Source organism: Leclercia sp. 119287, assembly GCF_009734485.1.
GTDB classification, from domain to species: Bacteria; Pseudomonadota; Gammaproteobacteria; order Enterobacterales; family Enterobacteriaceae; genus Enterobacter; species Enterobacter adecarboxylatus_C.
Genome location: NZ_CP046445.1, coordinates 1456405 through 1480693, shown reverse-complemented (window position 1 = coordinate 1480693; position 24289 = coordinate 1456405). Strand labels below are relative to the sequence as shown.

Here is a 24289-nt window from a genome sequence, read left to right as displayed (position 1 = left end):
ACTTTCTTAAGCGGGCCGCAAAAGAAAAGCCCGGCTTTACGACCGGGCTTCCAGATTACTGTGCGCTGGCAGGTTTGCGCGGACGGCGTCGGCGCTGGCCTTCCCCGGCCGGTTTCGCTTCACCATCGCGACGCGGTGGCTTGCTGGCCGCTTTCGGCGCGCCGCCTTCGCTACGGCGCGGCTGCTGCTGACCACGACCGCCGCCGCCCTGCCCGCGTCCACCGCCCTGACCGCGACCGCCACCCTGGCGACCGTTCTGGATCGGCTCAGCTTTGATCGACGGATCCACGTCATAACCCGCAAGGGCGATGCGCGGGATCTCTTTCTTCAGCAGGCGTTCGATATCGCGCAGCAGTTTAATTTCATCCACACAGACCAGCGACAGCGCTTCGCCGGTGGCCGCTGCACGACCGGTACGGCCGATACGGTGGACGTAATCTTCCGGGACGTTCGGCAGCTCGTAGTTGACCACGTGCGGCAGCTCTTCGATGTCCAGACCACGGGCGGCGATGTCGGTCGCCACCAGCACGCGGATATCGCCGGATTTAAAATCTGCCAGCGCGCGGGTACGTGCGCCCTGGCTCTTGTTGCCGTGGATAGCCGCGCTGCGGATCCCGTCTTTGTTCAGCTGTTCTGCCAGATGGTTTGCGCCGTGCTTGGTGCGGGTGAAGACCAGCACCTGCTGCCAGTTGCCTTCGCCAATCATCTGCGACAGCAGCTCGCGCTTGCGCTTTTTGTCCACCATGTGCACATGCTGGGTCACCTGCTCGGAGGCGGTATTGCGGCGCGCCACTTCCACTTCCAGCGGGTTGTGCAGCAGTTTTTCCGCCAGGCCTTTGATCTCGTCAGAGAAGGTAGCGGAGAAGAGCAGGTTCTGGCGGCGGGTCGGCAGTTTTGCCAGCACGCGGCGAATATCGTGAATGAAGCCCATGTCGAGCATGCGGTCGGCTTCGTCGAGCACCAGGATTTCCACGCTGTCGAGTTTGACGGCGTTCTGGTGTTCCAGATCGAGCAGGCGGCCCGGGGTCGCTACCAGCACGTCCACGCCGCTGCGCAGTTTCATCATCTGCGGGTTAATGCTGACCCCACCGAACACCACCAGCGAGCGGATGTTGAGATAGCGGCTGTACTCACGCACGTTCTCACCCACCTGGGCGGCGAGTTCACGGGTCGGGGTCAGGATCAGGGCGCGCACCGGGCGACGGCCCTTGGCGTGCGGCTCTTTCTGAATCAGGCGTTGCAGCAGCGGCAGGGTAAAGCCGGCGGTTTTACCGGTCCCGGTCTGGGCGCTGGCCATCAGGTCGCGGCCGGCCAGCACGGCAGGAATGGCCTGCTGCTGAATAGGGGTAGGTTCGCGGTAGCCCTGCTCTTCTACAGCACGCAGGATTTCCGGGTTCAGGCCAAGGGTATCAAAAGACATAACAACTCCGAACCGCCCCGACCATTTCAGGTGTAGTTTTCAGGGAGATAATGACAAATAGAAGGACAAAAACCACGGTGTCGCGAAGCAGCGGAGTGTAGCAGCTTTTGTGACGTGGCGCATAAAATATCCCGCAAACAGATGCATCCACGCTATTACGTAGGCCGGGCAGACGCAGTGCCGCCCGGCGCAACATTGAACAAGCGGACTGGACAAGCTCAAAAAACAGTCATAATCTTAATCAATCGATTGATTAAGATTATATGCCCTATGAATCCGATCCCGACCACCACTAAAGGCGAACAGGCCAAAAGCCAGCTGATTGCCGCCGCGCTGGCGCAGTTTGGCGAATACGGGCTGCATGCCACCACCCGCGATATCGCCGCCCAAGCGGGGCAGAACATCGCCGCCATTACCTACTATTTTGGCTCGAAAGAGGATCTCTACCTCGCCTGCGCCCAGTGGATCGCCGACTTCATCGGCACTCACTTTCGCCCGCACGTGGAGACGGCCACTGCCCTGCTGGACGAGCCCGCGCCGGATCGCGCCGCCATTCGCGAACTGATTTTAACCGCCTGCAACAATATGATTCAGCTGCTGACCCATGACGATACGCTAAACCTGAGTAAGTTTATCTCACGGGAGCAGCTCTCGCCTTCCGCCGCTTACCAGCTGGTGCACGATCAGGTTATCGCCCCGATGCACACCCATCTGACCCGGCTGGTGGCTGCCTATACCGGTCGCGACGCCAGCGACACGCAGACCATCCTGCATACCCATGCCCTGCTGGGCGAAGTGCTCGCCTTTCGCCTCGGGCGGGAAACCATTTTGTTACGCACCGGCTGGACCGAATTTGATGAGGATAAAGCCCTGCAGATAAGCCAGGTCATCACCTGTCATGTCGATTTGATCCTGCAGGGGTTAACGCAAAGGAGCCTGGAGTCATGAAAAAACCGGTTGTCATTATTGTGGCAGCGATCGTGGTGCTGGCCGCCGGGATCGGCGGCTGGCTGTGGTATCAGAGTCAGCAGGATAAAACGCTGACTCTCTACGGCAACGTCGATATCCGCACCGTCAACATGAGCTTTCGCGTCGGCGGACGGCTGGCGTCATTAACCGTGGACGAAGGGGATACCATCGCCGCCGGGCAGACGCTGGGCGAGCTGGACAAGGCCCCGTACCAGAATGCCCTGATGCAGGCCCAGGCGGGCGTCTCCGTGGCTCAGGCGCAATACGATTTGATGCAGGCGGGCTACCGTGACGAAGAGGTGGCCCAGGCCGCTGCCGCCGTCAAACAGGCCCAGGCCGCCTATGACTATGCGCAGAACTTTTATAACCGTCAGCAGGGGCTGTGGAAAAGCCGCACCGTGTCGGCTAACGATCTGGAGAACGCCCGCTCCTCGCGCGACCAGGCGCTGGCAACCCTGAAATCTTCCCAGGATAAGTTGCGCCAGTACCGCTCCGGCAACCGCGAGCAGGATATCGCCCAGGCCAAAGCCAGCCTCGAACAGGCCCAGGCCCAGCTGGCGCAGGCGCAGCTGGATCTGCACGACACCACTCTGGTGGCCCCGGCTAACGGCACGCTGCTGACCCGCGCCGTCGAGCCCGGCAGCATGCTGAACGCGGGCAGCACGGTGCTGACCCTCTCCCTGACCCGCCCGGTGTGGGTGCGGGCCTACGTCAATGAAGCCAGTCTCGGGGAGGCTAAACCGGGGCGCGAAGTGCTGCTCTATACCGACGGCCGCCCCGACAAGCCTTATCACGGGAAAATCGGCTTTGTCTCCCCTACCGCCGAATTCACGCCGAAAACCGTGGAAACCCCGGACCTGCGCACCGATTTGGTCTATCGCCTGCGCATTATCGTCAACGATGCCGACGATTCCCTTCGCCAGGGGATGCCGGTAACGGTCAGCTTCGATAATGGGCAAGCCCATGAGTGACGCGGTGATCCAGCTCACCGGGCTGGTTAAACGCTTTGCCGGGATGGAGAAGCCCGCCGTCGCGCCGCTCGACTGTACGCTGCAGAAAGGCTACGTCACCGGGCTGGTCGGCCCGGACGGCGCGGGCAAAACCACCCTGATGCGAATGCTGGCCGGGCTGCTGAAGCCCGACGAAGGGACAGCCAGCGTGCTGGGGCTGGATCCCATCCAGGACGATCGCGCCCTGCATGCGATGCTGGGCTACATGCCGCAGAAATTCGGCCTGTACGAGGATCTGACGGTGATGGAGAACCTGACCCTGTACGCCGATCTGCGCAGCGTCACCGGCGAGACGCGGCAGAAGACCTTTCAGCGCCTGCTCGACTTTACCGCGCTGGGTCCCTTCACCGACCGGCTGGCGGGCAAACTTTCCGGCGGCATGAAGCAGAAGCTGGGGCTCGCCTGCACCCTGGTAGGCGAACCGAAGGTGTTGCTGCTGGACGAGCCCGGCGTTGGGGTGGATCCCATCTCCCGCCGCGAGCTGTGGCAGATGGTGCATGAGCTGGCGGGCGACGGGATGTTGATCCTCTGGAGCACCTCGTACCTCGACGAAGCAGAGCAGTGCCGGGACGTGCTGCTGATGAACGAAGGGGAGCTGCTCTATCAGGGCGATCCGACTAAGCTGACCCAAAGCATGACCGGGCGCAGCCTGTTACTGCACTCGCCCCATGAGAACAACCGCCGCCTGCTGCAGCGGGTGCTGAAGCTGCCCCAGGTGAGCGACGGGATGATTCAGGGGAAATCGGTGCGGGTGATCCTCACAAAAGAGGCCAGCGCCGACGATCTGCGCCAGAGTGCGGATCTGCCGGATCTGCACATCGAGGAGACCGCCCCACGCTTTGAAGATGCCTTTATCGATCTGCTCGGCGGGGCAGGCACCGCGGAATCCCCGCTGGGGGCCATTCTGCATACCGTGGAAGGCACGCCGGGCGAAACGGTAATTGAAGCCAAATCCCTGACCAAAAAGTTCGGTGATTTTGCCGCGACGGATGACGTGAACTTTGCCGTGAAACGCGGGGAGATCTTTGGTCTGCTGGGTCCCAACGGCGCGGGCAAATCCACCACCTTCAAAATGATGTGCGGCCTGCTGGTGCCCACCGCCGGTAAGGCGCTGGTGTTGGATATGGATTTAAAAGTCAGCTCCGGCAAGGCGCGCCAGCACCTGGGCTACATGGCGCAAAAATTCTCCCTGTACGGCAACCTGACGGTGGAGCAGAACCTGCGCTTCTTCTCCGGGGTCTACGGCCTGCGCGGACGGGTGCAGAGTGAGAAGATCGCCCGCATGAGCGAGGCTTTTGGTTTAAGCAACATCGCCAGCCACGCCACTGACGATCTGCCGCTCGGATTTAAGCAGCGGCTGGCGCTGGCCTGCTCCCTGATGCATGAGCCGGACATTCTGTTCCTCGATGAACCGACCTCCGGCGTCGACCCCCTCACCCGCCGCGAGTTCTGGCTGCATATCAACAGCATGGTGGAGAAAGGGGTTACCGTGATGGTCACCACCCACTTTATGGACGAGGCGGAGTACTGCGACCGCATCGGGCTGGTGTACCGCGGCAAGCTGATCGCCCACGGCACGCCTGACGATCTCAAAGCTCAGGTGGCGGACGAGCAACAGCCCGACCCCACCATGGAGCAGGCCTTTATTTCGCTGATTAACGACTGGGATAAGGAGCATGGCCATGTCTGATACCGCCCTCTCCTGGCGTCGGGTGCGCGCCCTGTGCATCAAAGAGACGCGGCAGATTGTGCGCGACCCGAGCAGCTGGCTGATTGCGGTGGTGATCCCCCTGCTGCTTTTGTTTATCTTTGGCTACGGCATTAACCTGGACTCCAGCAAGCTGCGGGTCGGGATCCTGCTGGAGCAGCGCAGCGAAGAGGCGCTCGACTTCACCCACGCCATGACCGGCTCGCCCTATATCGACGCCACCATCAGCGATGACCGCCAGCAGCTGATCCAGATGATGCAGGCCGGGCGCATTCGCGGGCTGATCGTCATTCCGGTGGATTTCGCGGCCCGCATGGCGCGCCCGGGCGATACCGCCCCGATCCAGGTGATCACCGACGGCAGCGAGCCGAACACCGCCAACTTTGTGCAGGGCTACAGCGAAGGGATCTGGCAGCTGTGGCAGATGCAGCGGGCGGAAGACCGCGGTGAAACGTTCGAGCCGTTGATCGACGTCCAGACCCGGTACTGGTTTAACCCGGCGGCCATCAGCCAGCACTTTATTATCCCCGGCGCGGTGACCATTATCATGACGGTTATCGGCGCGATCCTCACCTCGCTGGTGATCGCCCGCGAGTGGGAGCGCGGCACCATGGAGGCGCTGCTCTCCACCGAAGTGACGCGCACGGAACTGCTGCTGTGCAAGCTGATCCCCTACTACTTCCTCGGGATGCTGGCGATGCTGCTGTGCATGCTGGTGTCAGTGTTTATTCTCGGCGTGCCCTATCGCGGCTCGCTGCTGGTGCTGTTCCTCATCACCAGCCTGTTTTTACTCAGCACCCTGGGGATGGGGCTGTTGATCTCCACCGTCACCCGCAACCAGTTTAACGCCGCCCAGGTAGCGCTGAATGCCGCCTTCCTGCCGTCGATTATGCTGTCCGGGTTTATTTTCCAGATCGACAGTATGCCGGCGGCGATCCGTGCGGCAACCTACATTATCCCGGCGCGCTATTTCGTCAGCACCCTGCAAAGCCTGTTCCTGGCGGGCAATATTCCGGTGGTGCTGATTGTGAATCTGCTGTTTTTGATTGCGTCGGCGGTGATGTTTATCGGGCTGACGTGGATGAAAACCAAACGGCGATTAGATTAGGTTTCGCCCGGTGGCGCTGCGCTTACCGGTCCTACGGGTCTCGTTGATTTTGTAGGTCGGGTAAGCGAAAGCGCCACCCGACAAGAGGACGACACTATGCTTTACCGTTTATGGACCTTGATCCGCAAAGAGCTGCAATCTCTGCTGCGCGAGCCGCAGACCCGGGCGATTTTGATTTTGCCGGTGCTGATCCAGGTGCTGCTGTTCCCTTGGGCGGCCACCCTGGAGGTGACCAACGCCACCATCGCCGTCTATAACGAAGATAACGGCAAACATTCGGTGGAGCTGACCCAGCGCTTTGCCCGCGCCAAAGCCTTTACCCACGTGCTGATCCTCAACAGCCCGCAGGAAATACAGCCGACCATCGACACGCAAAAGGCGCTCTTGCTGGTGCGCTTCCCGGCCGATTTTTCCCGCAACCTCGACACCCTGCAAACCGCGCCCATGCAGCTGATCCTTGACGGGCGTAACTCCAACAGCGCGCAGATTGCCGCCAACTACCTGCAGCAGGTGGTGAAGGAGTATCAGCAGGAGCTGATGGAGGGCAAACCGAAGCCGAACAACAGCGAGCTGGTGGTGCGCAACTGGTACAACCCGAACCTCGACTACAAATGGTTTGTGGTGCCGTCGCTTATCGCCATGATCACCACCATCGGGGTGATGATCGTGACGTCGCTGTCGGTGGCCCGCGAGCGCGAACAGGGCACGCTGGATCAGCTGCTGGTCTCTCCGCTGGCGACCTGGCAGATCTTCGTCGGCAAAGCGGTTCCGGCGCTGATTGTGGCCACTTTCCAGGCCAGCATCGTGCTGGCCATTGGCATCTGGGCCTATCACATCCCCTTCGCCGGTTCGCTTCTGCTGTTCTACTTTACGATGGTGATTTACGGGCTGTCGCTGGTGGGCTTTGGGCTGCTGATCTCGGCGCTCTGCTCGACTCAACAACAGGCGTTTATCGGGGTGTTTGTCTTTATGATGCCGGCGATTTTGCTCTCCGGCTATGTCTCGCCGGTGGAGAATATGCCGGTCTGGCTGCAGAACTTAACCTGGGTAAACCCGATCCGCCACTTCACCGATATTACCAAGCAGATCTATCTCAAGGATGCGAGTCTGGACATTGTGTGGGGAAGTTTGTGGCCGCTACTGGTGATAGCGGCCGTGACGGGGTCAGTAGCGTACGCGATGTTTAGACGCAATATCGCGTAGCTTTTTGTCTTTGGTTAACAGTGAAACCACCGCTGGCCCGGCCAGGATCGCCAGGCCGGCAACGGCCAGTAAAAAGTTGTTTTGCAGCACGCGTGACAACAGCCACAGCACAATCACTGCCGCACCGAAATACCAGGTGGTGGTGAGCTCTTCGAGCACATCCGCCACTTCGCGCCAGCGTTCTTCATGATGACGCTGTAAAAAGAGCATCAGCAGTACGGTTACGCCGTACAGCACACATAAACCTAAGCCGACGCGCACCAGGGTGCCGCTCATCCAGGCCATCACCAGTACGGCCACCACCAATAAATGCAACATAATCTGCCAGCAACTCAGGCCGGTCGCGACGCGTATGCGTTGTTGCCACTTCATGGCACTCTCCTGAAGGATTTTACTCTGCTTGTTCAGACTATCGCACTTTACGGAAAATTCCGTAACACAGCACCTTTTTGTGACGACGACTACACTTTATTTTCATCAGGATAGTGACGCGGGAAGGAGTGTATGACCCAACAAACCCGGCATTTTTCGCTTAAAGTCTTAACGATCAACATTCATAAAGGATTCGCGGCGTTTAACCGCCGTTTCATTCTGCCCGAACTGCGCGACGCCGTACGTACCGTCAGCGCGGATATCGTCTGTCTGCAGGAAGTGATGGGGGCCCATGAAGTGCATCCGCTGCACGTAGAGAACTGGCCCGACACCAGCCACTACGAATTTCTCGCGGACACCATGTGGAGTGATTACGCCTACGGGCGCAACGCCGTCTATCCCGAAGGGCATCACGGCAATGCGATCCTCTCCCGCTATCCCATCGAACACTATGAAAACCACGATGTCTCGGTTGGCGAGAGTGAAAAACGCGGACTACTCTACTGTCGGGTTGCCGTGCCGGAGCTGGCCATGCCGCTGCATGTGGCCTCGGTGCATCTGGGCCTGCGGGAAGCCCACCGCCAGGCGCAGCTGCAGATGATGGCCGACTGGGTCAACGCCCTGCCCGAGGGCGAGCCGGTCGTGGTGGCCGGGGACTTTAACGACTGGCGTCAGCGCGCCAGCCATCCGCTGAAAGCGGAGGCCGGGCTCGAAGAGGTGTTTACCCTCGCGCACGGCAGGCCTGCCCGCACCTTCCCGGTCAGGTTCCCGCTGCTGCGTCTCGATCGTATCTATGTCAAAAATGCCCATGCCAGCAGCCCTACCGCGCTGGCACTGAGTAACTGGCGTCACCTTTCCGACCATGCGCCGTTAAGTGCGGAGATTCATCTATGAAATGTTCATGGCAAAGCGGCAACCGGATTAAGCTGCTGGAAAATGGCGATCAATATTATCCGGCGGTATTTGCCGCCATCGATAAGGCCCAGAGTCGGGTGCTGCTTGAGACCTTCATCTGGTTTGATGACAGCGTAGGCCGCAAGCTGCATGCCGTTATCCTGCGCGCAGCCCAGCGCGGCGTGCATATCGAAGTGCTGCTGGACGGCTACGGATCCCCCGATCTCGATGACGACTTCGTCGGGGAACTCACCGCGGCAGGCGTGGTGTTCCGTTACTACGATCCACGCCCTCCTCTGTTCGGCATGCGTACCAACGTGTTCCGCCGCATGCACCGTAAAATTGTGGTGGTGGATGAGCAGGTGGCCTTCGTCGGCGGGATTAACTACTCCGCTGAACATATGTCGGACTACGGTCCGGAAGCCAAACAGGATTATGCCGTCCAGGTCGAAGGCCCGGTGGTGCAGGATATTTTGCAGTTTGTCGTGGAAAACCTGCCCGGCAAAGCCGCCGTGCGTCGCTGGTGGAAGCGGCGTCATCGCGCCGAAGAGAACAGGAAACCGGGCGAGGCCCAGGCACTGTTCGTCTGGCGCGATAACGAAGAGCACCGGGACGATATTGAGCGGCACTATCTCAAGATGCTCACCAACGCCCGGCGCGAAGTGATCATCGCCAACGCCTACTTCTTCCCCGGCTATCGCCTGCTGCACGCCATGCGTAACGCGGCGCGGCGCGGCGTGCGGGTGAAGCTGATTGTGCAGGGCGAGCCGGATATGCCGATCGTCACGGTGGGCGCGCGCCTGCTGTACAACTATCTGGTGAAAGGTGGGGTCGAGATTTACGAATACCGCCGCCGTCCGCTGCACGGCAAGGTGGCGCTGATGGACGATCACTGGGTGACCGTCGGCTCCAGCAACCTCGATCCCCTCAGCCTGTCGCTGAATCTGGAGGCCAACCTGATTATTCACGATCGTGAGTTTAACCAGACCCTGCGCGACAATCTCTCCGCCATCATCGCCGAGGATTGCGTACGGGTTGATGAGACGATGGTACCGAAACGCACCTGGTGGAATTTGGGCAAAAGCGTGGTGGTGTTCCACTTCCTGCGCCATTTCCCGGCGCTGGTGGGTTGGTTGCCGGCCCATACGCCCAAGCTGGCGCAGGTGCCGCCCCCGGTACAGCCCGAAATGGAGACCCAGGATCGGGTCGAGGCAGGTAACACGGGAGTGAAACCCTGATGAGCAAAAAACATTCGCGCTGGCGTCTGGCTAAAAAGATCCTCACCTGGGTATTTTTTATTGCCGTTGCGGTGCTGCTGGTAGTTTACGCGAAAAAAGTCGACTGGACTGAAGTCTGGAAGGTTATCCGCGACTACGACCGTGTGTCGCTCCTGAGCGCGATTGCGCTGGTGGTGCTGAGCTATCTGCTGTATGGCTGTTACGACCTGCTCGGGCGGGTTTACTGCGGGCATAAGCTGGCCAAACGTCAGGTTATGCTGGTGTCGTTTATCTGCTATGCCTTTAACCTGACCCTGAGCACCTGGGTCGGGGGTATCGGGATGCGCTACCGGCTTTACTCCCGCCTCGGGCTGCCCAGCAGCACCATTACCCGCATCTTCTCCCTGAGTATCACCACCAACTGGCTGGGCTATATCCTGTTGGGCGGGGTGATCTTTACCGCCGGGGTCGTTCAACTGCCCGACCACTGGTACATAGACCAGACGACGCTGCGCATTCTCGGCGTGGTATTGCTGCTGGTGATTGCCGTTTATCTGTGGGCCTGCGCGTTTGCGAAGCGGCGCCATGTGACGATCAAAAAGCAAAAGCTGGTGCTCCCCTCCTGGCGTTTTGCAATGGCGCAGATGGGTATTTCAGCCGGTAACTGGATGGCGATGGGGGCGATTATCTGGCTGCTGATGGGCGAAGATGTGAATTACTTCTTCGTGCTGGGAGTGTTGCTGGTGAGCAGCATCGCCGGGGTGATTGTCCATATTCCGGCCGGCATCGGCGTGCTGGAGGCGGTATTTATCGCCCTGCTGGCCGGGGAGCATGTCTCTCACGGCACCATCATTGCCGCCCTGCTGGCCTACCGCATGCTCTATTACTTCCTGCCGCTGGCACTGGCGACGGTCTGTTATCTGGTGCTGGAGAGCCGGGCGAAGAAACTGCGGGCTAAAAACGAGCAGCAGATGGCGAAGTAATGATGGGAAATGCCGGGTGGCGCTGCGCTTACCCGGCCTACGGGTTTTGTAGGCCCGTGCAAGCGCAGCGCCGCCGGGCAGATTTGTAGGCCCGGCAAGCATCGCGCTGCCGGGCATCACCCTTAACGGCGGTTGCCGAAGATGCGCAGCAGCATCAGGAACAGGTTGATGAAGTCCAGATAGAGGGTCAGCGCCCCGAGAATCGAGTATTTACGCAGGTTTGAACTGTCACGCACGTCAATCTGCTCTCCGATATTTTTCAGCTTCTGCGTGTCGTAGGCCGTCAGGCCGACAAACACAATCACCCCGATATAGGTCACCGCCCACATCAGCGCTTCGCTCTTCAGCCAGAAGTTCACCAGCGAGGCCAGCACGATACCAATCAGCGCCATAAACAGCATGTTGCCAAAGCCGCTCAGGTCGCGTTTGGTGGTGTAGCCGTAGAGGCTCATCGCGCCAAACATCCCGCCCGCCACCACGAAGGTGCTGGCAATGGAGGAGTAGGTATAGACGATGAAGATGCTGGAGAGCGTCAGGCCGGTAAGCGCCGAATAGAGCATGAACAGCGTGGTCGCCATCCCGGCACTGAGCTTATGCACCAGCCCGGAGAGGACAAACACCAGCGCCAGCTGGGCGATAATCAGACCAAAGAAGGTAATTTTGCTGGAGAAAACGAACATCATTACGGCAGGCGTGTTTGCTGAAAACCAGGCGACAAACGCGGTAAGCAGCAGTCCGCAGGTCATCCAGCCATAGACCTGCGCCATATAGGTTTGCAGGCCGCTGCGGGTCTGCACGATGGAATCGGAACGGGGAAATCTGTCCATAACGCACTCCTTTTTAAGTGGACACACTGTTATAGACTAACACATCCCGCCAATCCGGCTACCAGCGGCTGGCAGCATCCTTGTCGCTGTCCCGGGACTCTACCCAGCGATCCCCTTCCGGGGTGGTTTCACGCTTCCAGAACGGGGCGCGGGTTTTCAGATAATCCATAATAAACTCGCCTGCGGCAAAGGCGCTGCCGCGATGGGCGCTGGTGACGCCCACGAAGACGATCTCTTCCCCGGGCCACATCTCGCCGATGCGGTGGATCACCGTTACCCGGCCGAGCGGCCAGCGCTCGCGCGCCTGGTCGACGATCTCCGCCAGCGCCTTTTCGGTCATGCCCGGATAGTGCTCAAGGGTCAGGGCCTTCACGCTGTCGCCCAGATTATGGTTGCGCACTTTGCCTGTGAAGGTGACCACCGCCCCGTCTTCGTCGCGCTCCGCCAGCCAGCTGTACTCCGTGCCGACGTTGAAACGCGCCTGATCGACCACGATTTTGGTGTCAGTCATCTCAACCTCCGGTCACCGGTGGAAAGAAAGCCACCTCATCGCCCGGTTTGACCGGATGAGTGAACTCCACCAGCGTCTGGTTGACTGCCGCCAGCAGTTTGCCCGCGTCCAGCGCCAGCGCCCAACGATCGCTCTGCGCCGCCAGATGCGCCCGCAGCGCCTCCACGGTATCGAACTCACTCTCCAGCGTCAGGCTGTCGGTGTTCACCAGCTCGCGCACCTGCGCAAAAAACAGCACTTTAATCATTATCTTGTACCCTGAAATCACCTGATTTACCGCCGCTTTTCGCCAGCAGGCGAACCGGGCCGATGACCATATCTTTCTGCACCGCTTTGCACATGTCGTAGATAGTCAATGCCGCCACAGAGGCAGCGGTTAAGGCTTCCATCTCCACCCCGGTTTTCCCCGTCAGGCGGCACAGTGATTCGATGCGCACCCGGTTATGCTCAGGCTCGGCCCGCAGGTTAACCTCGACCTTGCTCAGCATCAGGGGATGGCACAGCGGGATAAGATCCCAGGTGCGTTTCGCCGCCTGGATCCCGGCGATCCGCGCCGTGGCGAAGACGTCCCCTTTGTGGTGGCTGCCGTCAACGATCATTGCCAGCGTCTCGGGAAGCATGGTGACGAACGCTTCCGCGCGGGCTTCACGCACGGTCTCGGCTTTGGCGGAGACATCCACCATATGCGCTTCGCCAGCGGCGTTAATGTGGGTCAGTTGCGACATAGCTTACTTCTTTAGATGAGGATGGAAATTACACGGACGCGTACGGGCATCCAGCTGCGGAGCAATGATGTTTTCCCATGCGGTACGGCAGGCTTTAGTGGAGCCCGGCATGGCAAAAATCACCGTATTGTTGGCGATCCCGGCCACGGCGCGCGACTGCAACGTGGAGGTGCCAATCTCTTCGAACGAGAGCATGCGGAACACTTCCCCGAAGCCTTCAATCTCGCGATCGAACAGCGGCAGCAGCGCCTCCGGGGCCTGGTCGCCCGCGGTAAAACCGGTGCCGCCGGTGATCAGCACTACCTGAACGTTGTCGCTGGCGACCCAGCGCGACACTTCCGCGCGAATGGCGTAGCGGTTCTCTTTGACGATGCTCTTGTCGACGATCTGATGCCCCGCCTCATGGGCCGCATCGCGCAGCCAGTGGCCGGAGGTATCATCCTCTTCGCCGCGGCGTTCGGAAACGGTAAGGATAGCAATACGCGTCGGGATAAATTCAGCGCTTACCTGACTCATCTTCTGGTTCCTTTTGCGATTACCCGCCTATGTAGGACAGGTTCTGGGTGATCCCGGTGTTGCCCTGATGCAGAAAGTGGGTCTGTTTTTTGTGCATCAGCGCCTCAGAAATGCGCGCTTCCAGCGCCTGCTGCTGGGCGTCATCGGCCAGCAAATCGCGCAGGTCGACGCCGCCGTCGCCAAACAGGCACAGGTGCAGTTTACCCACCGACGAGACGCGCAGGCGGTTGCAGCTGGCGCAGAAGTCTTTTTCATACGGCATGATAAGACCGATCTCCCCTTCGTAGTCGGGGTGACAAAAGACCTGTGCCGGGCCGTCGCTGCGCTGGCGAAGCTGATGGATCCAGCCGCGTCTAAGCAGTTCATCGCGCAGCACCATGCCGGAGATGTGATGGCGGGAGAACAGGTCGCTGCCCTCGCCGGTTTCCATCAGCTCGATAAAGCGCAGTTGAATGCGGCGGGGCTTGATCCACGCCAGGAAGGTATCCAGCTGATGATGGTTCACATCGCGCATCAGCACGGTGTTGACCTTCACCTTGTCGAAGCCGGCCGCAAAGGCTGCATCGATGCCCTCCATCACCTGGTGGAATTTATCCTGGCCGGTGATGGCGTGAAACTGGCGGGCATCCAGACTGTCGACGCTGACGTTGATGGCCGTGAGCCCCGCATCGCGCCAGTCGGCGACATCGCGCGCCAGGCGATAACCGTTAGTGGTGACCGCAATCTGGCGGATGACGTCGTTTTCACGTACTGCGGCAATGATGTCGGTGAAGTCACGGCGCAGCGAGGGTTCGCCGCCGGTAAGACGGACCTTTTCTGTTCCCATGGCGGCAAACGCGCGCGTCACGCGGCGGACTTCGTCCACGGAGAGAAAGCCGTTATTGGTGATACCGCCGGGTTTGTAGCCGTCCGGCAGGCAGTAGGTGCAACGGAAATTGCACACATCGGTAATCGACAAACGCAGGTAAAAAAACTTACGCGCGAATGCATCGGTAAGTTGTGAAGCCATGTACACCTTTCCTGATACGGGAGGCACAGTCATTTCTTTCTGTACCCTGGTGGCGAAACCGCCACGGCCAGAGCACCATATCTGTCGACACAGGCGCAAAGGCTAGAGTGTATGTTTTCGATTAAGAAAACGTGGTTATGCCGATAGTAGCGTGTTAAAAGCAGTTTCGCTATTATCGTCTTTCGCTATATAAAGTTGTATATATCGACATGTTCGTGCCATTTCGATTCAGAATACGTCATTATAAAATTATTGCATTGATATATGTCATTTTGCCCCGGGCGGGACATCGTCATTTAGGGGTAGTTGAGTTACTGTTAAGATGTTCGTCTTACTAAGGAATTTCTATGCGCAATCGCACTTTTGCGGATCTCGACCGCGTCGTCGCTCTCGGCGGAGGCCACGGACTGGGCCGGGTGATGTCCTCCTTGTCATCGCTCGGTTCACGGCTTACCGGGATCGTTACCACCACCGATAACGGCGGCTCAACCGGACGCATTCGTCGCGCCGAAGGGGGCATCGCCTGGGGTGATATGCGCAACTGTTTAAATCAACTTATCACCGAACCCAGCGTCGCTTCCGCGATGTTTGAGTATCGTTTTGGCGGTAATGGCGAACTTTCGGGGCATAACCTCGGAAATCTGATGTTAAAGGCGCTGGATCATCTCAGCGTGCGGCCTCTGGAGGCAATCAATTTAATCCGCAACCTGCTAAAAGTGGATGCGTTTTTGATTCCGATGTCCGAACTTCCGGTGGATTTGATGGCCATCGACAGTAACGACCATGAAGTGTATGGCGAAGTGAATATCGACCAGCTGGTTCTGCCGCCGAAAGAGCTGATGCTCTACCCCACGGTTCCGGCGACCCGTGAAGCAGTTGAGGCCATTGGTGAAGCAGATTTAATTTTGATCGGCCCGGGCAGTTTTTACACCAGCCTGATGCCGCTGCTGCTGAACAACGAGCTGGCCCAGGCGCTGCGCCGGACGCCTGCCCCCGTGGTTTACATCGGCAATCTGGGTCGCGAGCTCAGTCCTGCCGCCGCCGGGCTTTCGCTGCCCGCTAAGCTGGCCCTGATGGAGCAGTATGTCGGGAAAAAGATTATCGATGCGGTGGTGGTCGGGCCTTGTACTGATGTCTCAGGCATGGAAGGCCGGGTGGTAGTGCAGGAGCCACTTGAGGCGAGCGATATTAAGTACCGCCATGACCGGCATTTACTGCGCGTGGCGCTGGAGAAGGCGGTGCAGGCGCTGGGTTAAGACTGTGCGGCCTTTATCGCCCGGTGGCGCTGCGCTTACCGGGCCTACAAGTTTAAAGCCGTTCGTAGGCCCGGTAAGCGCAGCGCCACCGGGCACAAACTACGACGCGGCGATGAATAAATCCCGCAACTGATGTAGCTGGTCGCGGATCTGCGCGGCCTCTTCGAACTCCAGATTCTGCGCGTGCTGCATCATCTGCCCTTCCAGTTCGTGAATCTTCTGCTGCAGCGCTTTCGGCGTCAGGGCAACGGTATCGGCCTCCACCGGTGAGCGCGACTTGCCGCGGCCCTTCGCTTTGGTTTTGGCGATGTTCTGGCCGAGCGCCAGGATATCCACCACCTTCTTGTTCAGACCCTGCGGCGTAATGCCGTGCTCTTCGTTATAGCGCTGCTGCTTCTCGCGGCGGCGTTCGGTTTCGCCGATGGCTTTCGCCATTGACGGGGTGATCTTGTCGCCGTAAAGAATCGCTTTGCCGTTGACGTTTCGCGCCGCACGACCAATGGTCTGGATCAGCGAGCGCTCGGAGCGCAGGAAGCCCTCTTTATCGGCATCCAGAATCGCCACCAGCGACACTTCCGGCATATCCAGCCCTTCACGCAGCAGGTTGATCCCCACCAGCACGTCGAACTCGCCAAGGCGCAGGTCGCGGATGATCTCCATACGTTCCACGGTGTCGATATCCGAGTGCAGATAGCGCACCTTCTCGCCATGCTCCTCGAGGTATTCGGTCAGATCTTCCGCCATGCGTTTGGTCAGGGTGGTGACCAGCACGCGCTCGTTGATGGCCGCCCGGGCACGGATCTCCGACAGCAGATCGTCCACCTGGGTGCCAACCGGACGCACTTCGATAATCGGATCCAGCAGACCGGTCGGACGCACCACCTGATCCACCACTTCATCGCCCGATTTCTCCAGCTCGTAGTTGCCCGGCGTCGCGGAAACGTAGATGGTTTGCGGCGCCAGCGCCTCAAACTCTTCGAACTTCATCGGGCGGTTATCCAGCGCCGACGGCAGACGGAAGCCGTACTCCACCAGGGTCTCTTTACGCGCCCGGTCACCGCGGTACATGCCGCCAATCTGCGGAATGGTCACGTGGGATTCGTCCACCACCAGCAGGCCATCCGCCGGCAGGTAGTCAAACAGGGTCGGCGGCGCCTCGCCCGGCCCGCGGCCGGAGAGATAGCGCGAGTAGTTTTCAATACCGGAGCAGTAGCCCAGCTCGTTCATCATCTCGAGATCGAACTGGGTACGCTGGCTGATGCGCTGCTCTTCCAGCAGCTTGTTGTTGTCCAGCAGGGTCTTGCGGCGATCCGCCAGCTCTACCTTGATATCTTCCATCGCCTGCACGATGCGCTCGCGCGGGGTAACGTAGTGGGTTTTAGGGTAGACGGTGAAGCGCTGAATAATCGACTCCACGTGGCCGGTCAGCGGATCAAACAGGGACAGCCGCTCCACCTCTTCATCAAACAGCTCCACGCGCAGCGCGAAGTCGTCCGACTCCGCCGGGAAGATGTCGATGACCTCGCCGCGAACGCGGAAAGTGCCGCGCTGGAATGCCTGATCGTTGCGGGTATATTGCAGCTCCGCCAGGCGCCGCAAGATGGCGCGCTGATCGATAATCATCCCCTGGGTCAGGTGCAGCATCATCTTCAGGTAGAGATCGGGGTCGCCGAGGCCGTAAATGGCTGACACCGAGGCTACCACCACCACGTCGCGGCGCTCGAGCAGGGCCTTGGTGGCGGACAGACGCATCTGCTCGATATGCTCGTTCACCGAGGCATCCTTTTCAATAAAGGTGTCGGAGCTCGGGACGTAGGCTTCCGGCTGGTAGTAGTCGTAGTAGGAGACGAAGTACTCCACCGCGTTTTCGGGGAAGAACTCTTTCATCTCGCCGTACAGCTGCGCGGCCAGGGTTTTGTTAGGTGCCAGCACCATGGTGGGCCGCTGAAGATCGGCGATCACGTTGGCGACGGTAAAGGTTTTACCCGAACCGGTCACCCCCAGCAGCGTCTGGTGTGCAAGCCCATCCTCCAGCCCCTCTTTCAGACGGCGAATCGCTTCGGGCTGATCGCCAGAAGGACGGAAAGCGGAATTCAGTTTGAACGGTTTACTCATGAACGGCGACCTGATGATGATTAATACGGCAGGTGTGTAATTTTACTCCTCATGGCTATTTTTGCCAGTAAATTATACTGGATATAAACCCAGTAGCATCTGCGTGGTTTTGTGCCAGCAGCAGCGGGAATCAAGCAAAGCTGCGCAAAATTTCGGCTGTGACGGGATAAAATTCCATCAGGGGTCGGTTATCCCCAGAATTTTTTGTTTTTTAACATTTGTCAAGGCGAACCGCCGGACTTTAGCGCATCTGATTGACAGTTTGATGACAATGATTGCTTTTATTTAACGCCTTGATCTGCAATAAAGTTTTCAAAAAGACGCGTTTCGCAGCAATTCAGGCGCAGGCCGCGTATTCTCTCGCTTACCTTGTGTTTTCTAACTCTAATGCACATGGTTATCCACAGGAATAGTGGATAACTGTCTCCAGGCCATACGGAACGTGACTCGGCCCGTTCCCGGTTTTTCTCCCCAGCGCGACGGTAAAAAATTTTTATCACCCAATTATGGCGATCTTATGACAAAAATCAGCGAACGAACTGGTGAGGCATTGCTCACATTTTAACCAAAATAGTACCTGCACCAGGTGCATAAAACGGGGCACCGACGCAGTGCAGGTTCCTGTCATCGCAGCGCGCATTTTTGAACCTAATCCGAAAAAAGAAGGTTTAAGCGCCATTTTTTGGGCTGTGGCAAGAGTCTTGCAGAGCATCAGGTGTCACCGATGCCTGAAAAGGAGCAACAACATGTTAAGCCTGCGCGCCGTAAACCAGTATTACGGGGATCGCCACACCCTGTGGAACGTTGACCTCGATCTCCCTCCCGGCCTCTGCACCGGCGTCGTCGGGCTGCCCGGAATGGGGAAAACTACCCTCGTGAGCTGTATTGCCGGGCTGCTGCCCATCGCCAGCGGCACCATGGTCTGGCATGACGCCGGGCCAGAGACCCGACCAGGAGAGGGGATCAGCTTTGTGCCACAGGACCGGCGGATCTTTTCGCAACTGACGGTAGAGGAGAATCTGCATGTCGCGCGGATGGCGAAAGGCGTCGCGGGCGGATCGGTAAGCCGCGACGTTTTTGAGTTCTTTCCGGAGCTGTACCCGCTGCGCCAGCATCGGGCCTCGGGTCTTAATGACGACCAGCAGTACCAGCTGGCACTGGCGAACGCCCTGGTCACCCGCCCTCGCCTGCTGATCCTCGACGAGCCCAGCCGCGGCACCGGCCAGCTGTTTACCCTCAAGCTGGCGCAGCTGCTGCTCAGGTTCAACCGGGAGCTGGGATTATCGGTGCTGCTGGCCGAACAGCATCTTTCCCTGATCCGTCGGGTGGCGGATCGCTTTTGCCTGCTTTACCGGGGGCGAAACGTGGCTCAGGGTCGGGTCAGCGAGCTGGATGACCCGCTGATTGCCCACTGGATGGGGCCGACGGCGTCAGCGCAGTAAGAGACAGATACTGCCCGACTGCCGAGGTGTCAGCCGTATCGCCCAGCCACGGGATCTCGCCCAGCAGCGGAGCGGGCAGCACGCGCTGGAGCGTCGCCATGTATTCGGCATGGCGCTTGCCGGGGGGCACTACCCCGTTCGCTACCCAGCCTGCAAAATGCAGTCCCGCCTGCTGAATCGCCTGCGCGGTCAGCATCGCGTGGTTGATACAGCCCAGCTTCACCCCCACCACCAGGATCACCGGCAGGCGTTCGGCCATCACCCAGTCGGCGAAGGTCTGCTCCTGCGACAGCGGCGTGAACCAGCCGCCCGCCCCTTCCACCAGCACCCAGTCGGCACAGCTCTCCAGGGTGCGTAACCCGGCGGAGAGCGTGCTGAACAGGATCGGGCGCTGCTCGTCGGCGCTGATGATGTGCGGCGACGTCGGCTCCGCGAAGGTATAAGGGTTCACCGTCGGGTAGCTCAGCGTCACGCTGCTGTTATGCTGTAACGCCAGGGCATCGCTGTTGCGCAGCCCTTGTGCGGTCATCTCACTGCCCGAGGCCACCGGTTTGTATCCGGCAGTGTTGCGGCCCAGCGCCCGCGCCGCCTGCAACAGGGCGGTGCTGGCGACGGTTTTACCGACCTCGGTGTCGGTGCCGGTGACAAAATAACGTTCAGTCACGTTCGATAATTCCATGAAAAAGTTGATAAGAGAGCGGGAATTTCCCCGCCTGCTGCGGCCAGGCCTGCGCCAGCCGCTGCAGCTGGCCGCGCGTTAAAGGCCTGTCGGCCCGCCCGGCGTGCAGATGGGTGGCGCCGATCCCCTTCAGGGACTGCATGGCGCTAAGCGCATCGTCAAACAGCAGGGTGACGGTCTGGACCGCACAGCGGTACTGCCAGTCGGACAGGGCATCGTTCACCTGCTGTCCGGTCAGAAAACGGTTGGCGTGCGGCTGGGTATCCACCGCCTGCCAGGCCTGATTCAGCTCCGGCAGCGAGCCGTTGAGCAGCGTGGTGAAGGCCACCTTCCCTCCCGGCTGCGCCACGCGATATAGCTCTGCCAGCGCCTGCGGCAGGCTGGCGCACCACTGCACCGCCAGATGGCTCCAGACCAGGCTGAACTGCCCCTCCGCCAGCGGAATGGCTTCGATATCGGCCTGCAGATAGCAGTCGGCCGCCTGGTTGCGGCGCGCTTCCTCCAGCATCGGAGCACAGAGATCCATCGCCGTCACATGACTCCCGGCCTGGCGCCAGGCCAGGCTGTTGCTCCCCGGGCCGCAGCCGGCGTCCAGCACGCTGGCAAACCTGTTCTCTGCCAGCAAAGCCCGCAGCCCGTCGGCACTTTGCCGCTGGAGACCATCGTGGCGGGAATAACTCTGCGCCGCCCGACCAAAGGCGGCGGCAATCGCCTGTTTATTCACTTGCGACATGCAGCGCCTCCAGTAACGCGGTGATATCTTCCGGCTCATGCGCCGCCGTCAGGGTCAGGCGCAGACGCGCCGTGCCCGCCTGCACGGTGGGCGGACGAATGGCGGTCACCCAGATCCCCTGCTCTCTGAGGACCTGCGCCAGATGCAGGGCGCGCGCGTTTTCGCCGACGATCAGCGGCTGTATGGCGCTCTGCGAGGCGGTGATCGCCAGCGGCAAATCGCGCACGCCCGCGCGGAACTGGTCGATCAACGCAGCCAGCCGCTGCCGACGCGCGTCGCCCTCGTCGCTGCGAATCAGGTTAAAGGCCGCCAGCAGCGCCACCGCCTGGGCAGGCGGCATGCTGGTGCTGTAGATCAGATGGCGGGCGAACTGCAGCAGGTAGTCGGCGACGGATTCGCTGCACAGCACCGCCGCCCCGCTGATCCCGACGCCTTTGCCGAAGGTCACCACCAGCAGCTCGGGTTTTACCCGCAGGCTGGCAGCGCTTCCGCGCCCCTCTGGCCCGGTGACGCCAATACCGTGGGCATCGTCCACCAGCAGCCAGCTGCCCTGACGCTGGGCCGCCGCGTGGATGTCGCCCAGCGGGGCGCTGTCGCCGTCCATACTGAAGATCCCCTCGGTCACCACCAGCTGTTGCCCGGCGCAGGGTTTATCCAGCAGCGAATCCAGCTGGGCGACATCGTTGTGGGCGAAGCGCCTGAGCTGAGCCGGGCTGTGGCTGGCGGCTTCCAGCAGCGAGGCGTGGCTTAAGCGGTCGGCCACAATGCGATCCTCTTTGCCGGTCAGGGCGGCAATCAGCGCCTGATTAGCGGCAAAGCCGGAGATAAACAGCAGCGCCCGCGGGTAGCCGAGCCACCCGGCAAGATGCTCCTCCAGCGCCTGATGCGCGTGGGTGTAGCCGCTGACGTGGCCGGAGCCGCCGCTGCCCACGCCGTACTGCTCCGCGCCCTGTTGCCAGGCGCGGATGATGTCGGGGTGCTGACTCAGGCCGAGATAGTCATTGCCTGAGAAGTTGCAGTACCGCCGCTGCTCGCGGGTGAGAAAGCGCCCGGCGCCGTTCTCCACCGGGGTGCGCACGCGCAGGGCGTCGGCCGCCCGACGAGCGTCGAGGGCGGCATCGATGCGTTGTTGCCAGGTCATACCGTCGCCGCGTTGTAGAACTGGTCGGTATCGGCATTGAAAAGCTGCTGTTCGAGCTGGTGCTGCTGCTCGTTATCGCCGGTCAGCACCGCGGTCTGCTGCGGGTTGAGCCCCAGCTTGCGGAACAGCTGCACGTCCTTGTCCTCTTCCGGGTTCGGGGTGGTAAGCAGCTTGCAGCCGTAGAAGATGGAGTTAGCCCCGGCCATAAAGCACATCGCCTGAGTCTGCTCGTTCATCTGCTCGCGACCCGCCGAGAGGCGTACGTACGAGGTCGGCATCATCACCCGCGCCACCGCAATGGTGCGGATAAAGTCAAAGGCGTCGACGTCGTCGTTGTCGGCCAGCGGGGTGCCCTTCACCTTCACCAGCATGTTGATCGGCACGCTCTCCGGCGGGGTCGGCAGGTTTGCCAGCTGCAACAGCAGCCCGGCGCGATCGGTGACCGTTTCGCCTAAGCCGACAATCCCGCCCGAGCAGACCTTGATGCCCGCATCGCGCACTTTGTCGAGGGTGTCCAGACGCTCCTGATAGGTCCGGGTGGTGATGATGTTGCCGTAGAACTCCGGGGAGGTGTCGAGGTTGTGGTTGTAGTAATCCAGCCCCGCCGAGGCCAGACGCTGGGCCTGATGGTCATCCAGCGTGCCGAGGGTCATACAGGCTTCGAGGCCCATCGCCTTCACGCCCTGCACCATCTGCTCGAGATAAGGCATATCGCGCTCGTGCGGGTTTTTCCAGGCCGCGCCCATGCAGAAGCGGGTCGAGCCGGCGTTTTTCGCCTGACGCGCCGACTCCAGCACCTGCTCCACCTCCATCAGGCGTTCGGATTCGAGGCCGGTTTTGTAACGCGCGCTTTGCGGGCAGTATTTGCAGTCTTCCGGGCAGGCCCCGGTCTTGATCGACAGCAGGGTGCTGACCTGAACCTGCTGCGGATCGAAGTGCTGACGGTGAATTTGTTGCGCTTCAAACAGCAGTTCAAGCAGGGGTTTTTCAAATAATGCAGTGACTTGCGACAATGTCCAGCGAGCCTGGTGAGCCATGGGGCGTCTCCAAAGGGGTTTAGTTCAGGATGGGTTCGGGTTATGCTTGTAAACCTAAATGTTTTCAAAATGGTTTACAAGTCGATTATGACAACGGACGATCTCGCCTTCGATCGGCAACACATCTGGCATCCCTACACCTCCATGACCCAGCCCCTGCCGGTATATCCGGTGACGGAAGCGCACGGCTGCGAGCTGACCCTGGCCAGCGGCGAACAGCTGGTGGACGGCATGTCCTCCTGGTGGGCAGCCATTCATGGCTACAATCACCCGCGGCTTAACGCAGCGATGAAAGCCCAGATTGACCGCATGTCTCACGTGATGTTCGGCGGCATCACCCATCAACCGGCGGTGGATCTCTGCCGTCGGCTGGTGGCGATGACCCCCGAAGCGCTGGAGTGCGTCTTCCTGGCCGATTCCGGCTCGGTAGCGGTGGAGGTGGCGATGAAAATGGCGCTGCAGTACTGGCACGCGAAGGGCGAAAGCCGTCAGCGGTTTATCACCTTCCGCAACGGCTATCACGGCGACACTTTCGGCGCGATGTCGGTCTGCGATCCCGACAACTCGATGCACAGTCTGTGGAAGGGCTATCTGCCGGAAAACCTGTTTGCCCCGGCGCCGCAGAGCCGTTTCGACGGCGAGTGGGATGAAATGGATATGGTCGGCTTTGCCCGCCTGATGGCCGCCCATCGTCATGAGATTGCCGCCGTGATCCTCGAGCCCATCGTGCAGGGTGCGGGTGGAATGCGCATGTACCATCCCGAGTGGCTGAAGCGCATCCGCAGGATGTGTGACCGCGAAGGCATTCTGCTGATTGCCGATGAAATTGCCACCGGCTTCGGGCGCACCGGCAAGCTGTTTGCCTGCGAGCACGCGGGCATTACGCCGGACATTCTCTGCCTCGGCAAAGCCCTGACCGGGGGCACCATGACCCTCTCAGCCACCCTCACCACTCGCCAGGTGGCGGAGACCATCAGCAACGGCGAAGCAGGCTGCTTTATGCACGGCCCGACCTTTATGGGCAACCCGCTGGCCTGCGCGGTCGCCAGCGAGAGCCTGGCCCTGCTTGAGAGCGGTGAGTGGCAGATTCAGGTGCCCGCCATCGAAGCCCAGCTGAAGAATGAACTGGCAGCGGCGCGGGATTCAGCCTTTGTCGCCGACGTGCGGGTGCTGGGGGCGATCGGCGTCGTTGAAACCACCCATCCGGTGAACATGTCGGCGCTGCAACGCTTCTTTGTGGCGCGCGGCGTCTGGGTGCGGCCGTTCGGCAAACTGATCTATCTGATGCCGCCCTATGTGATAAGCCGCGACCAGCTCAGCAAGCTGACCCGTGCGGTGGTGGATGCCGTTCAGGAGCCTGCGCACTTTACGCTTTAGTTTATGCGTTACACTTCTGGCAGGGCTTTTTACGGAG

The 24289-nt window shown here is 60.2% G+C and carries 24 protein-coding genes and 1 riboswitch; of the genes, 11 read left to right on the top strand and 13 right to left on the bottom strand.

Features of this window, described 5'->3' with window-relative positions; genetic code table 11:
• Window positions 1-55 precede the first annotated feature (55 nt).
• The gene (rhlE, locus tag GNG27_RS07195; protein WP_142488771.1) at window positions 56-1420 is read right to left on the bottom strand and encodes an ATP-dependent RNA helicase RhlE; all 1365 of its coding nucleotides are present in this window, start codon (window positions 1418-1420) and stop codon (window positions 56-58) included.
• Window positions 1421-1690: 270 nt separating this feature from the next.
• Here rhlE and cecR point away from each other — a divergent pair, with 270 nt between their 5' ends.
• From cecR to GNG27_RS07170, 5 genes are all read left to right on the top strand, one after another.
• Window positions 1691-2368: a transcriptional regulator CecR gene (gene cecR / locus GNG27_RS07190; RefSeq protein WP_156263248.1), complete on the top strand. Its 678-nt coding sequence runs from the start codon at window positions 1691-1693 to the stop codon at window positions 2366-2368.
• Window positions 2365-3360, top strand: coding sequence for a secretion protein HlyD (gene hlyD / locus GNG27_RS07185; protein ID WP_156263247.1), 996 nt, complete (start codon window positions 2365-2367; stop codon window positions 3358-3360). Before cecR ends, hlyD begins: the two co-directional genes overlap by 4 nt.
• The gene (locus GNG27_RS07180) at window positions 3353-5089 is read left to right on the top strand and encodes an ATP-binding cassette domain-containing protein (protein WP_142488768.1); all 1737 of its coding nucleotides are present in this window, start codon (window positions 3353-3355) and stop codon (window positions 5087-5089) included. The genes hlyD and GNG27_RS07180 overlap by 8 nt, the downstream gene beginning before the upstream one ends.
• Complete coding sequence (locus GNG27_RS07175) at window positions 5082-6215, top strand: ABC transporter permease (protein WP_142488767.1); 1134 nt, start codon at window positions 5082-5084, stop codon at window positions 6213-6215. The genes GNG27_RS07180 and GNG27_RS07175 overlap by 8 nt, the downstream gene beginning before the upstream one ends.
• A 96-nt stretch (window positions 6216-6311) precedes the next feature.
• The gene (locus tag GNG27_RS07170) at window positions 6312-7418 is read left to right on the top strand and encodes an ABC transporter permease (protein WP_142488766.1); all 1107 of its coding nucleotides are present in this window, start codon (window positions 6312-6314) and stop codon (window positions 7416-7418) included.
• Here GNG27_RS07170 and GNG27_RS07165 read toward each other — a convergent pair.
• Complete coding sequence (locus tag GNG27_RS07165) at window positions 7380-7790, bottom strand: YbhQ family protein (RefSeq protein WP_156263246.1); 411 nt, start codon at window positions 7788-7790, stop codon at window positions 7380-7382. The two genes, GNG27_RS07170 and GNG27_RS07165, sit on opposite strands and share 39 nt — an antisense overlap.
• A 132-nt stretch (window positions 7791-7922) precedes the next feature.
• On the opposite strand from GNG27_RS07165, the gene GNG27_RS07160 reads away from it, so the two are divergent.
• Genes GNG27_RS07160 through GNG27_RS07150 form a run of 3 tightly spaced genes read left to right on the top strand, consistent with a single transcriptional unit; the run spans window position 7923 to window position 10884 of the window.
• A complete protein-coding gene (locus GNG27_RS07160) occupies window positions 7923-8684 on the top strand; it encodes an endonuclease/exonuclease/phosphatase family protein (RefSeq protein ID WP_142488764.1) in 762 nt (253 codons plus the stop codon).
• Window positions 8681-9922 (top strand): cardiolipin synthase ClsB, encoded by a 1242-nt coding sequence (gene clsB, locus GNG27_RS07155; RefSeq protein ID WP_142488763.1) that lies wholly within the window; start codon window positions 8681-8683, stop codon window positions 9920-9922. The genes GNG27_RS07160 and clsB overlap by 4 nt, the downstream gene beginning before the upstream one ends.
• Entirely contained in the window at window positions 9922-10884 is a 963-nt protein-coding gene (locus GNG27_RS07150; protein WP_142488762.1) for a YbhN family protein, read from the top strand. The genes clsB and GNG27_RS07150 overlap by 1 nt, the downstream gene beginning before the upstream one ends.
• 122 nt (window positions 10885-11006) lie before the next feature.
• Here the strand turns inward: GNG27_RS07150 and GNG27_RS07145 are convergent, their stop codons facing one another.
• From GNG27_RS07145 to moaA, 6 genes are all read right to left on the bottom strand, one after another.
• On the bottom strand, window positions 11007-11711 hold the full coding sequence (locus GNG27_RS07145) for a Bax inhibitor-1/YccA family protein (RefSeq protein WP_156263245.1): 705 nt from the start codon (window positions 11709-11711) through the stop codon (window positions 11007-11009).
• A gap of 58 nt (window positions 11712-11769) precedes the next feature.
• Window positions 11770-12222: a molybdopterin synthase catalytic subunit MoaE gene (gene moaE / locus GNG27_RS07140; RefSeq protein ID WP_156263244.1), complete on the bottom strand. Its 453-nt coding sequence runs from the start codon at window positions 12220-12222 to the stop codon at window positions 11770-11772.
• Between the two features lies 1 nt (window position 12223).
• The gene (gene moaD / locus GNG27_RS07135) at window positions 12224-12469 is read right to left on the bottom strand and encodes a molybdopterin synthase sulfur carrier subunit (protein WP_142488756.1); all 246 of its coding nucleotides are present in this window, start codon (window positions 12467-12469) and stop codon (window positions 12224-12226) included.
• Complete coding sequence (moaC, locus tag GNG27_RS07130) at window positions 12462-12947, bottom strand: cyclic pyranopterin monophosphate synthase MoaC (protein ID WP_142488755.1); 486 nt, start codon at window positions 12945-12947, stop codon at window positions 12462-12464. The genes moaD and moaC overlap by 8 nt, the downstream gene beginning before the upstream one ends.
• 3 nt (window positions 12948-12950) lie before the next feature.
• Entirely contained in the window at window positions 12951-13463 is a 513-nt protein-coding gene (moaB, locus tag GNG27_RS07125) for a molybdenum cofactor biosynthesis protein B (protein WP_156263243.1), read from the bottom strand.
• Between the two features lie 19 nt (window positions 13464-13482).
• Window positions 13483-14472 (bottom strand): GTP 3',8-cyclase MoaA, encoded by a 990-nt coding sequence (gene moaA / locus GNG27_RS07120; protein WP_156263242.1) that lies wholly within the window; start codon window positions 14470-14472, stop codon window positions 13483-13485.
• A riboswitch (molybdenum cofactor riboswitch) is annotated at window positions 14460-14594 on the bottom strand. Its footprint overlaps the gene before it by 13 nt.
• A gap of 225 nt (window positions 14595-14819) precedes the next feature.
• Between moaA and yvcK the strand changes: the two genes are divergently transcribed.
• Window positions 14820-15728, top strand: a complete 909-nt coding sequence (yvcK, locus tag GNG27_RS07115) for a uridine diphosphate-N-acetylglucosamine-binding protein YvcK (protein WP_142488752.1) — start codon at window positions 14820-14822, stop codon at window positions 15726-15728.
• A gap of 99 nt (window positions 15729-15827) precedes the next feature.
• On the opposite strand, the gene uvrB is transcribed toward yvcK, so the two are convergent.
• Complete coding sequence (gene uvrB, locus GNG27_RS07110) at window positions 15828-17843, bottom strand: excinuclease ABC subunit UvrB (RefSeq protein ID WP_142488751.1); 2016 nt, start codon at window positions 17841-17843, stop codon at window positions 15828-15830.
• Window positions 17844-18589: 746 nt separating this feature from the next.
• On the opposite strand from uvrB, the gene GNG27_RS07105 reads away from it, so the two are divergent.
• Window positions 18590-19285, top strand: coding sequence for an ABC transporter ATP-binding protein (locus GNG27_RS07105; protein ID WP_142488750.1), 696 nt, complete (start codon window positions 18590-18592; stop codon window positions 19283-19285).
• Here GNG27_RS07105 and bioD read toward each other — a convergent pair.
• Genes bioD through bioB form a run of 4 tightly spaced genes read right to left on the bottom strand, consistent with a single transcriptional unit; the run spans window position 19224 to window position 22875 of the window.
• On the bottom strand, window positions 19224-19949 hold the full coding sequence (bioD, locus tag GNG27_RS07100) for a dethiobiotin synthase (protein WP_197090566.1): 726 nt from the start codon (window positions 19947-19949) through the stop codon (window positions 19224-19226). The two genes, GNG27_RS07105 and bioD, sit on opposite strands and share 62 nt — an antisense overlap.
• Complete coding sequence (gene bioC, locus GNG27_RS07095) at window positions 19942-20697, bottom strand: malonyl-ACP O-methyltransferase BioC (RefSeq protein WP_156263240.1); 756 nt, start codon at window positions 20695-20697, stop codon at window positions 19942-19944. Before bioC ends, bioD begins: the two co-directional genes overlap by 8 nt.
• A complete protein-coding gene (gene bioF / locus GNG27_RS07090) occupies window positions 20681-21838 on the bottom strand; it encodes an 8-amino-7-oxononanoate synthase (protein ID WP_156263239.1) in 1158 nt (385 codons plus the stop codon). The genes bioC and bioF overlap by 17 nt, the downstream gene beginning before the upstream one ends.
• Window positions 21835-22875 carry a biotin synthase BioB gene (gene bioB, locus GNG27_RS07085; RefSeq protein WP_142488746.1) on the bottom strand — a complete coding sequence of 347 codons (1041 nt, stop codon included), beginning with the start codon at window positions 22873-22875 and terminating at the stop codon, window positions 21835-21837. The genes bioF and bioB overlap by 4 nt, the downstream gene beginning before the upstream one ends.
• Before the next feature lie 69 nt (window positions 22876-22944).
• Between bioB and bioA the strand changes: the two genes are divergently transcribed.
• Window positions 22945-24252 carry an adenosylmethionine--8-amino-7-oxononanoate transaminase gene (bioA, locus tag GNG27_RS07080; RefSeq protein WP_156265082.1) on the top strand — a complete coding sequence of 436 codons (1308 nt, stop codon included), beginning with the start codon at window positions 22945-22947 and terminating at the stop codon, window positions 24250-24252.
• Window positions 24253-24289 lie beyond the last annotated feature (37 nt).

Coding starts and splice junctions, on each gene's coding strand:
- rhlE (WP_142488771.1), bottom strand. CDS start 1,420: ATGTCTTTTGATACCCTTGGCCTGAACCCGGAAATCCTGCGTGCTGTA.
- cecR (WP_156263248.1), top strand. CDS start 1,691: ATGAATCCGATCCCGACCACCACTAAAGGCGAACAGGCCAAAAGCCAG.
- hlyD (WP_156263247.1), top strand. CDS start 2,365: ATGAAAAAACCGGTTGTCATTATTGTGGCAGCGATCGTGGTGCTGGCC.
- GNG27_RS07180 (WP_142488768.1), top strand. CDS start 3,353: ATGAGTGACGCGGTGATCCAGCTCACCGGGCTGGTTAAACGCTTTGCC.
- GNG27_RS07175 (WP_142488767.1), top strand. CDS start 5,082: ATGTCTGATACCGCCCTCTCCTGGCGTCGGGTGCGCGCCCTGTGCATC.
- GNG27_RS07170 (WP_142488766.1), top strand. CDS start 6,312: ATGCTTTACCGTTTATGGACCTTGATCCGCAAAGAGCTGCAATCTCTG.
- GNG27_RS07165 (WP_156263246.1), bottom strand. CDS start 7,790: ATGAAGTGGCAACAACGCATACGCGTCGCGACCGGCCTGAGTTGCTGG.
- GNG27_RS07160 (WP_142488764.1), top strand. CDS start 7,923: ATGACCCAACAAACCCGGCATTTTTCGCTTAAAGTCTTAACGATCAAC.
- clsB (WP_142488763.1), top strand. CDS start 8,681: ATGAAATGTTCATGGCAAAGCGGCAACCGGATTAAGCTGCTGGAAAAT.
- GNG27_RS07150 (WP_142488762.1), top strand. CDS start 9,922: ATGAGCAAAAAACATTCGCGCTGGCGTCTGGCTAAAAAGATCCTCACC.
- GNG27_RS07145 (WP_156263245.1), bottom strand. CDS start 11,711: ATGGACAGATTTCCCCGTTCCGATTCCATCGTGCAGACCCGCAGCGGC.
- moaE (WP_156263244.1), bottom strand. CDS start 12,222: ATGACTGACACCAAAATCGTGGTCGATCAGGCGCGTTTCAACGTCGGC.
- moaD (WP_142488756.1), bottom strand. CDS start 12,469: ATGATTAAAGTGCTGTTTTTTGCGCAGGTGCGCGAGCTGGTGAACACC.
- moaC (WP_142488755.1), bottom strand. CDS start 12,947: ATGTCGCAACTGACCCACATTAACGCCGCTGGCGAAGCGCATATGGTG.
- moaB (WP_156263243.1), bottom strand. CDS start 13,463: ATGAGTCAGGTAAGCGCTGAATTTATCCCGACGCGTATTGCTATCCTT.
- moaA (WP_156263242.1), bottom strand. CDS start 14,472: ATGGCTTCACAACTTACCGATGCATTCGCGCGTAAGTTTTTTTACCTG.
- yvcK (WP_142488752.1), top strand. CDS start 14,820: ATGCGCAATCGCACTTTTGCGGATCTCGACCGCGTCGTCGCTCTCGGC.
- uvrB (WP_142488751.1), bottom strand. CDS start 17,843: ATGAGTAAACCGTTCAAACTGAATTCCGCTTTCCGTCCTTCTGGCGAT.
- GNG27_RS07105 (WP_142488750.1), top strand. CDS start 18,590: ATGTTAAGCCTGCGCGCCGTAAACCAGTATTACGGGGATCGCCACACC.
- bioC (WP_156263240.1), bottom strand. CDS start 20,697: ATGTCGCAAGTGAATAAACAGGCGATTGCCGCCGCCTTTGGTCGGGCG.
- bioF (WP_156263239.1), bottom strand. CDS start 21,838: ATGACCTGGCAACAACGCATCGATGCCGCCCTCGACGCTCGTCGGGCG.
- bioB (WP_142488746.1), bottom strand. CDS start 22,875: ATGGCTCACCAGGCTCGCTGGACATTGTCGCAAGTCACTGCATTATTT.
- bioA (WP_156265082.1), top strand. CDS start 22,945: ATGGTTTACAAGTCGATTATGACAACGGACGATCTCGCCTTCGATCGG.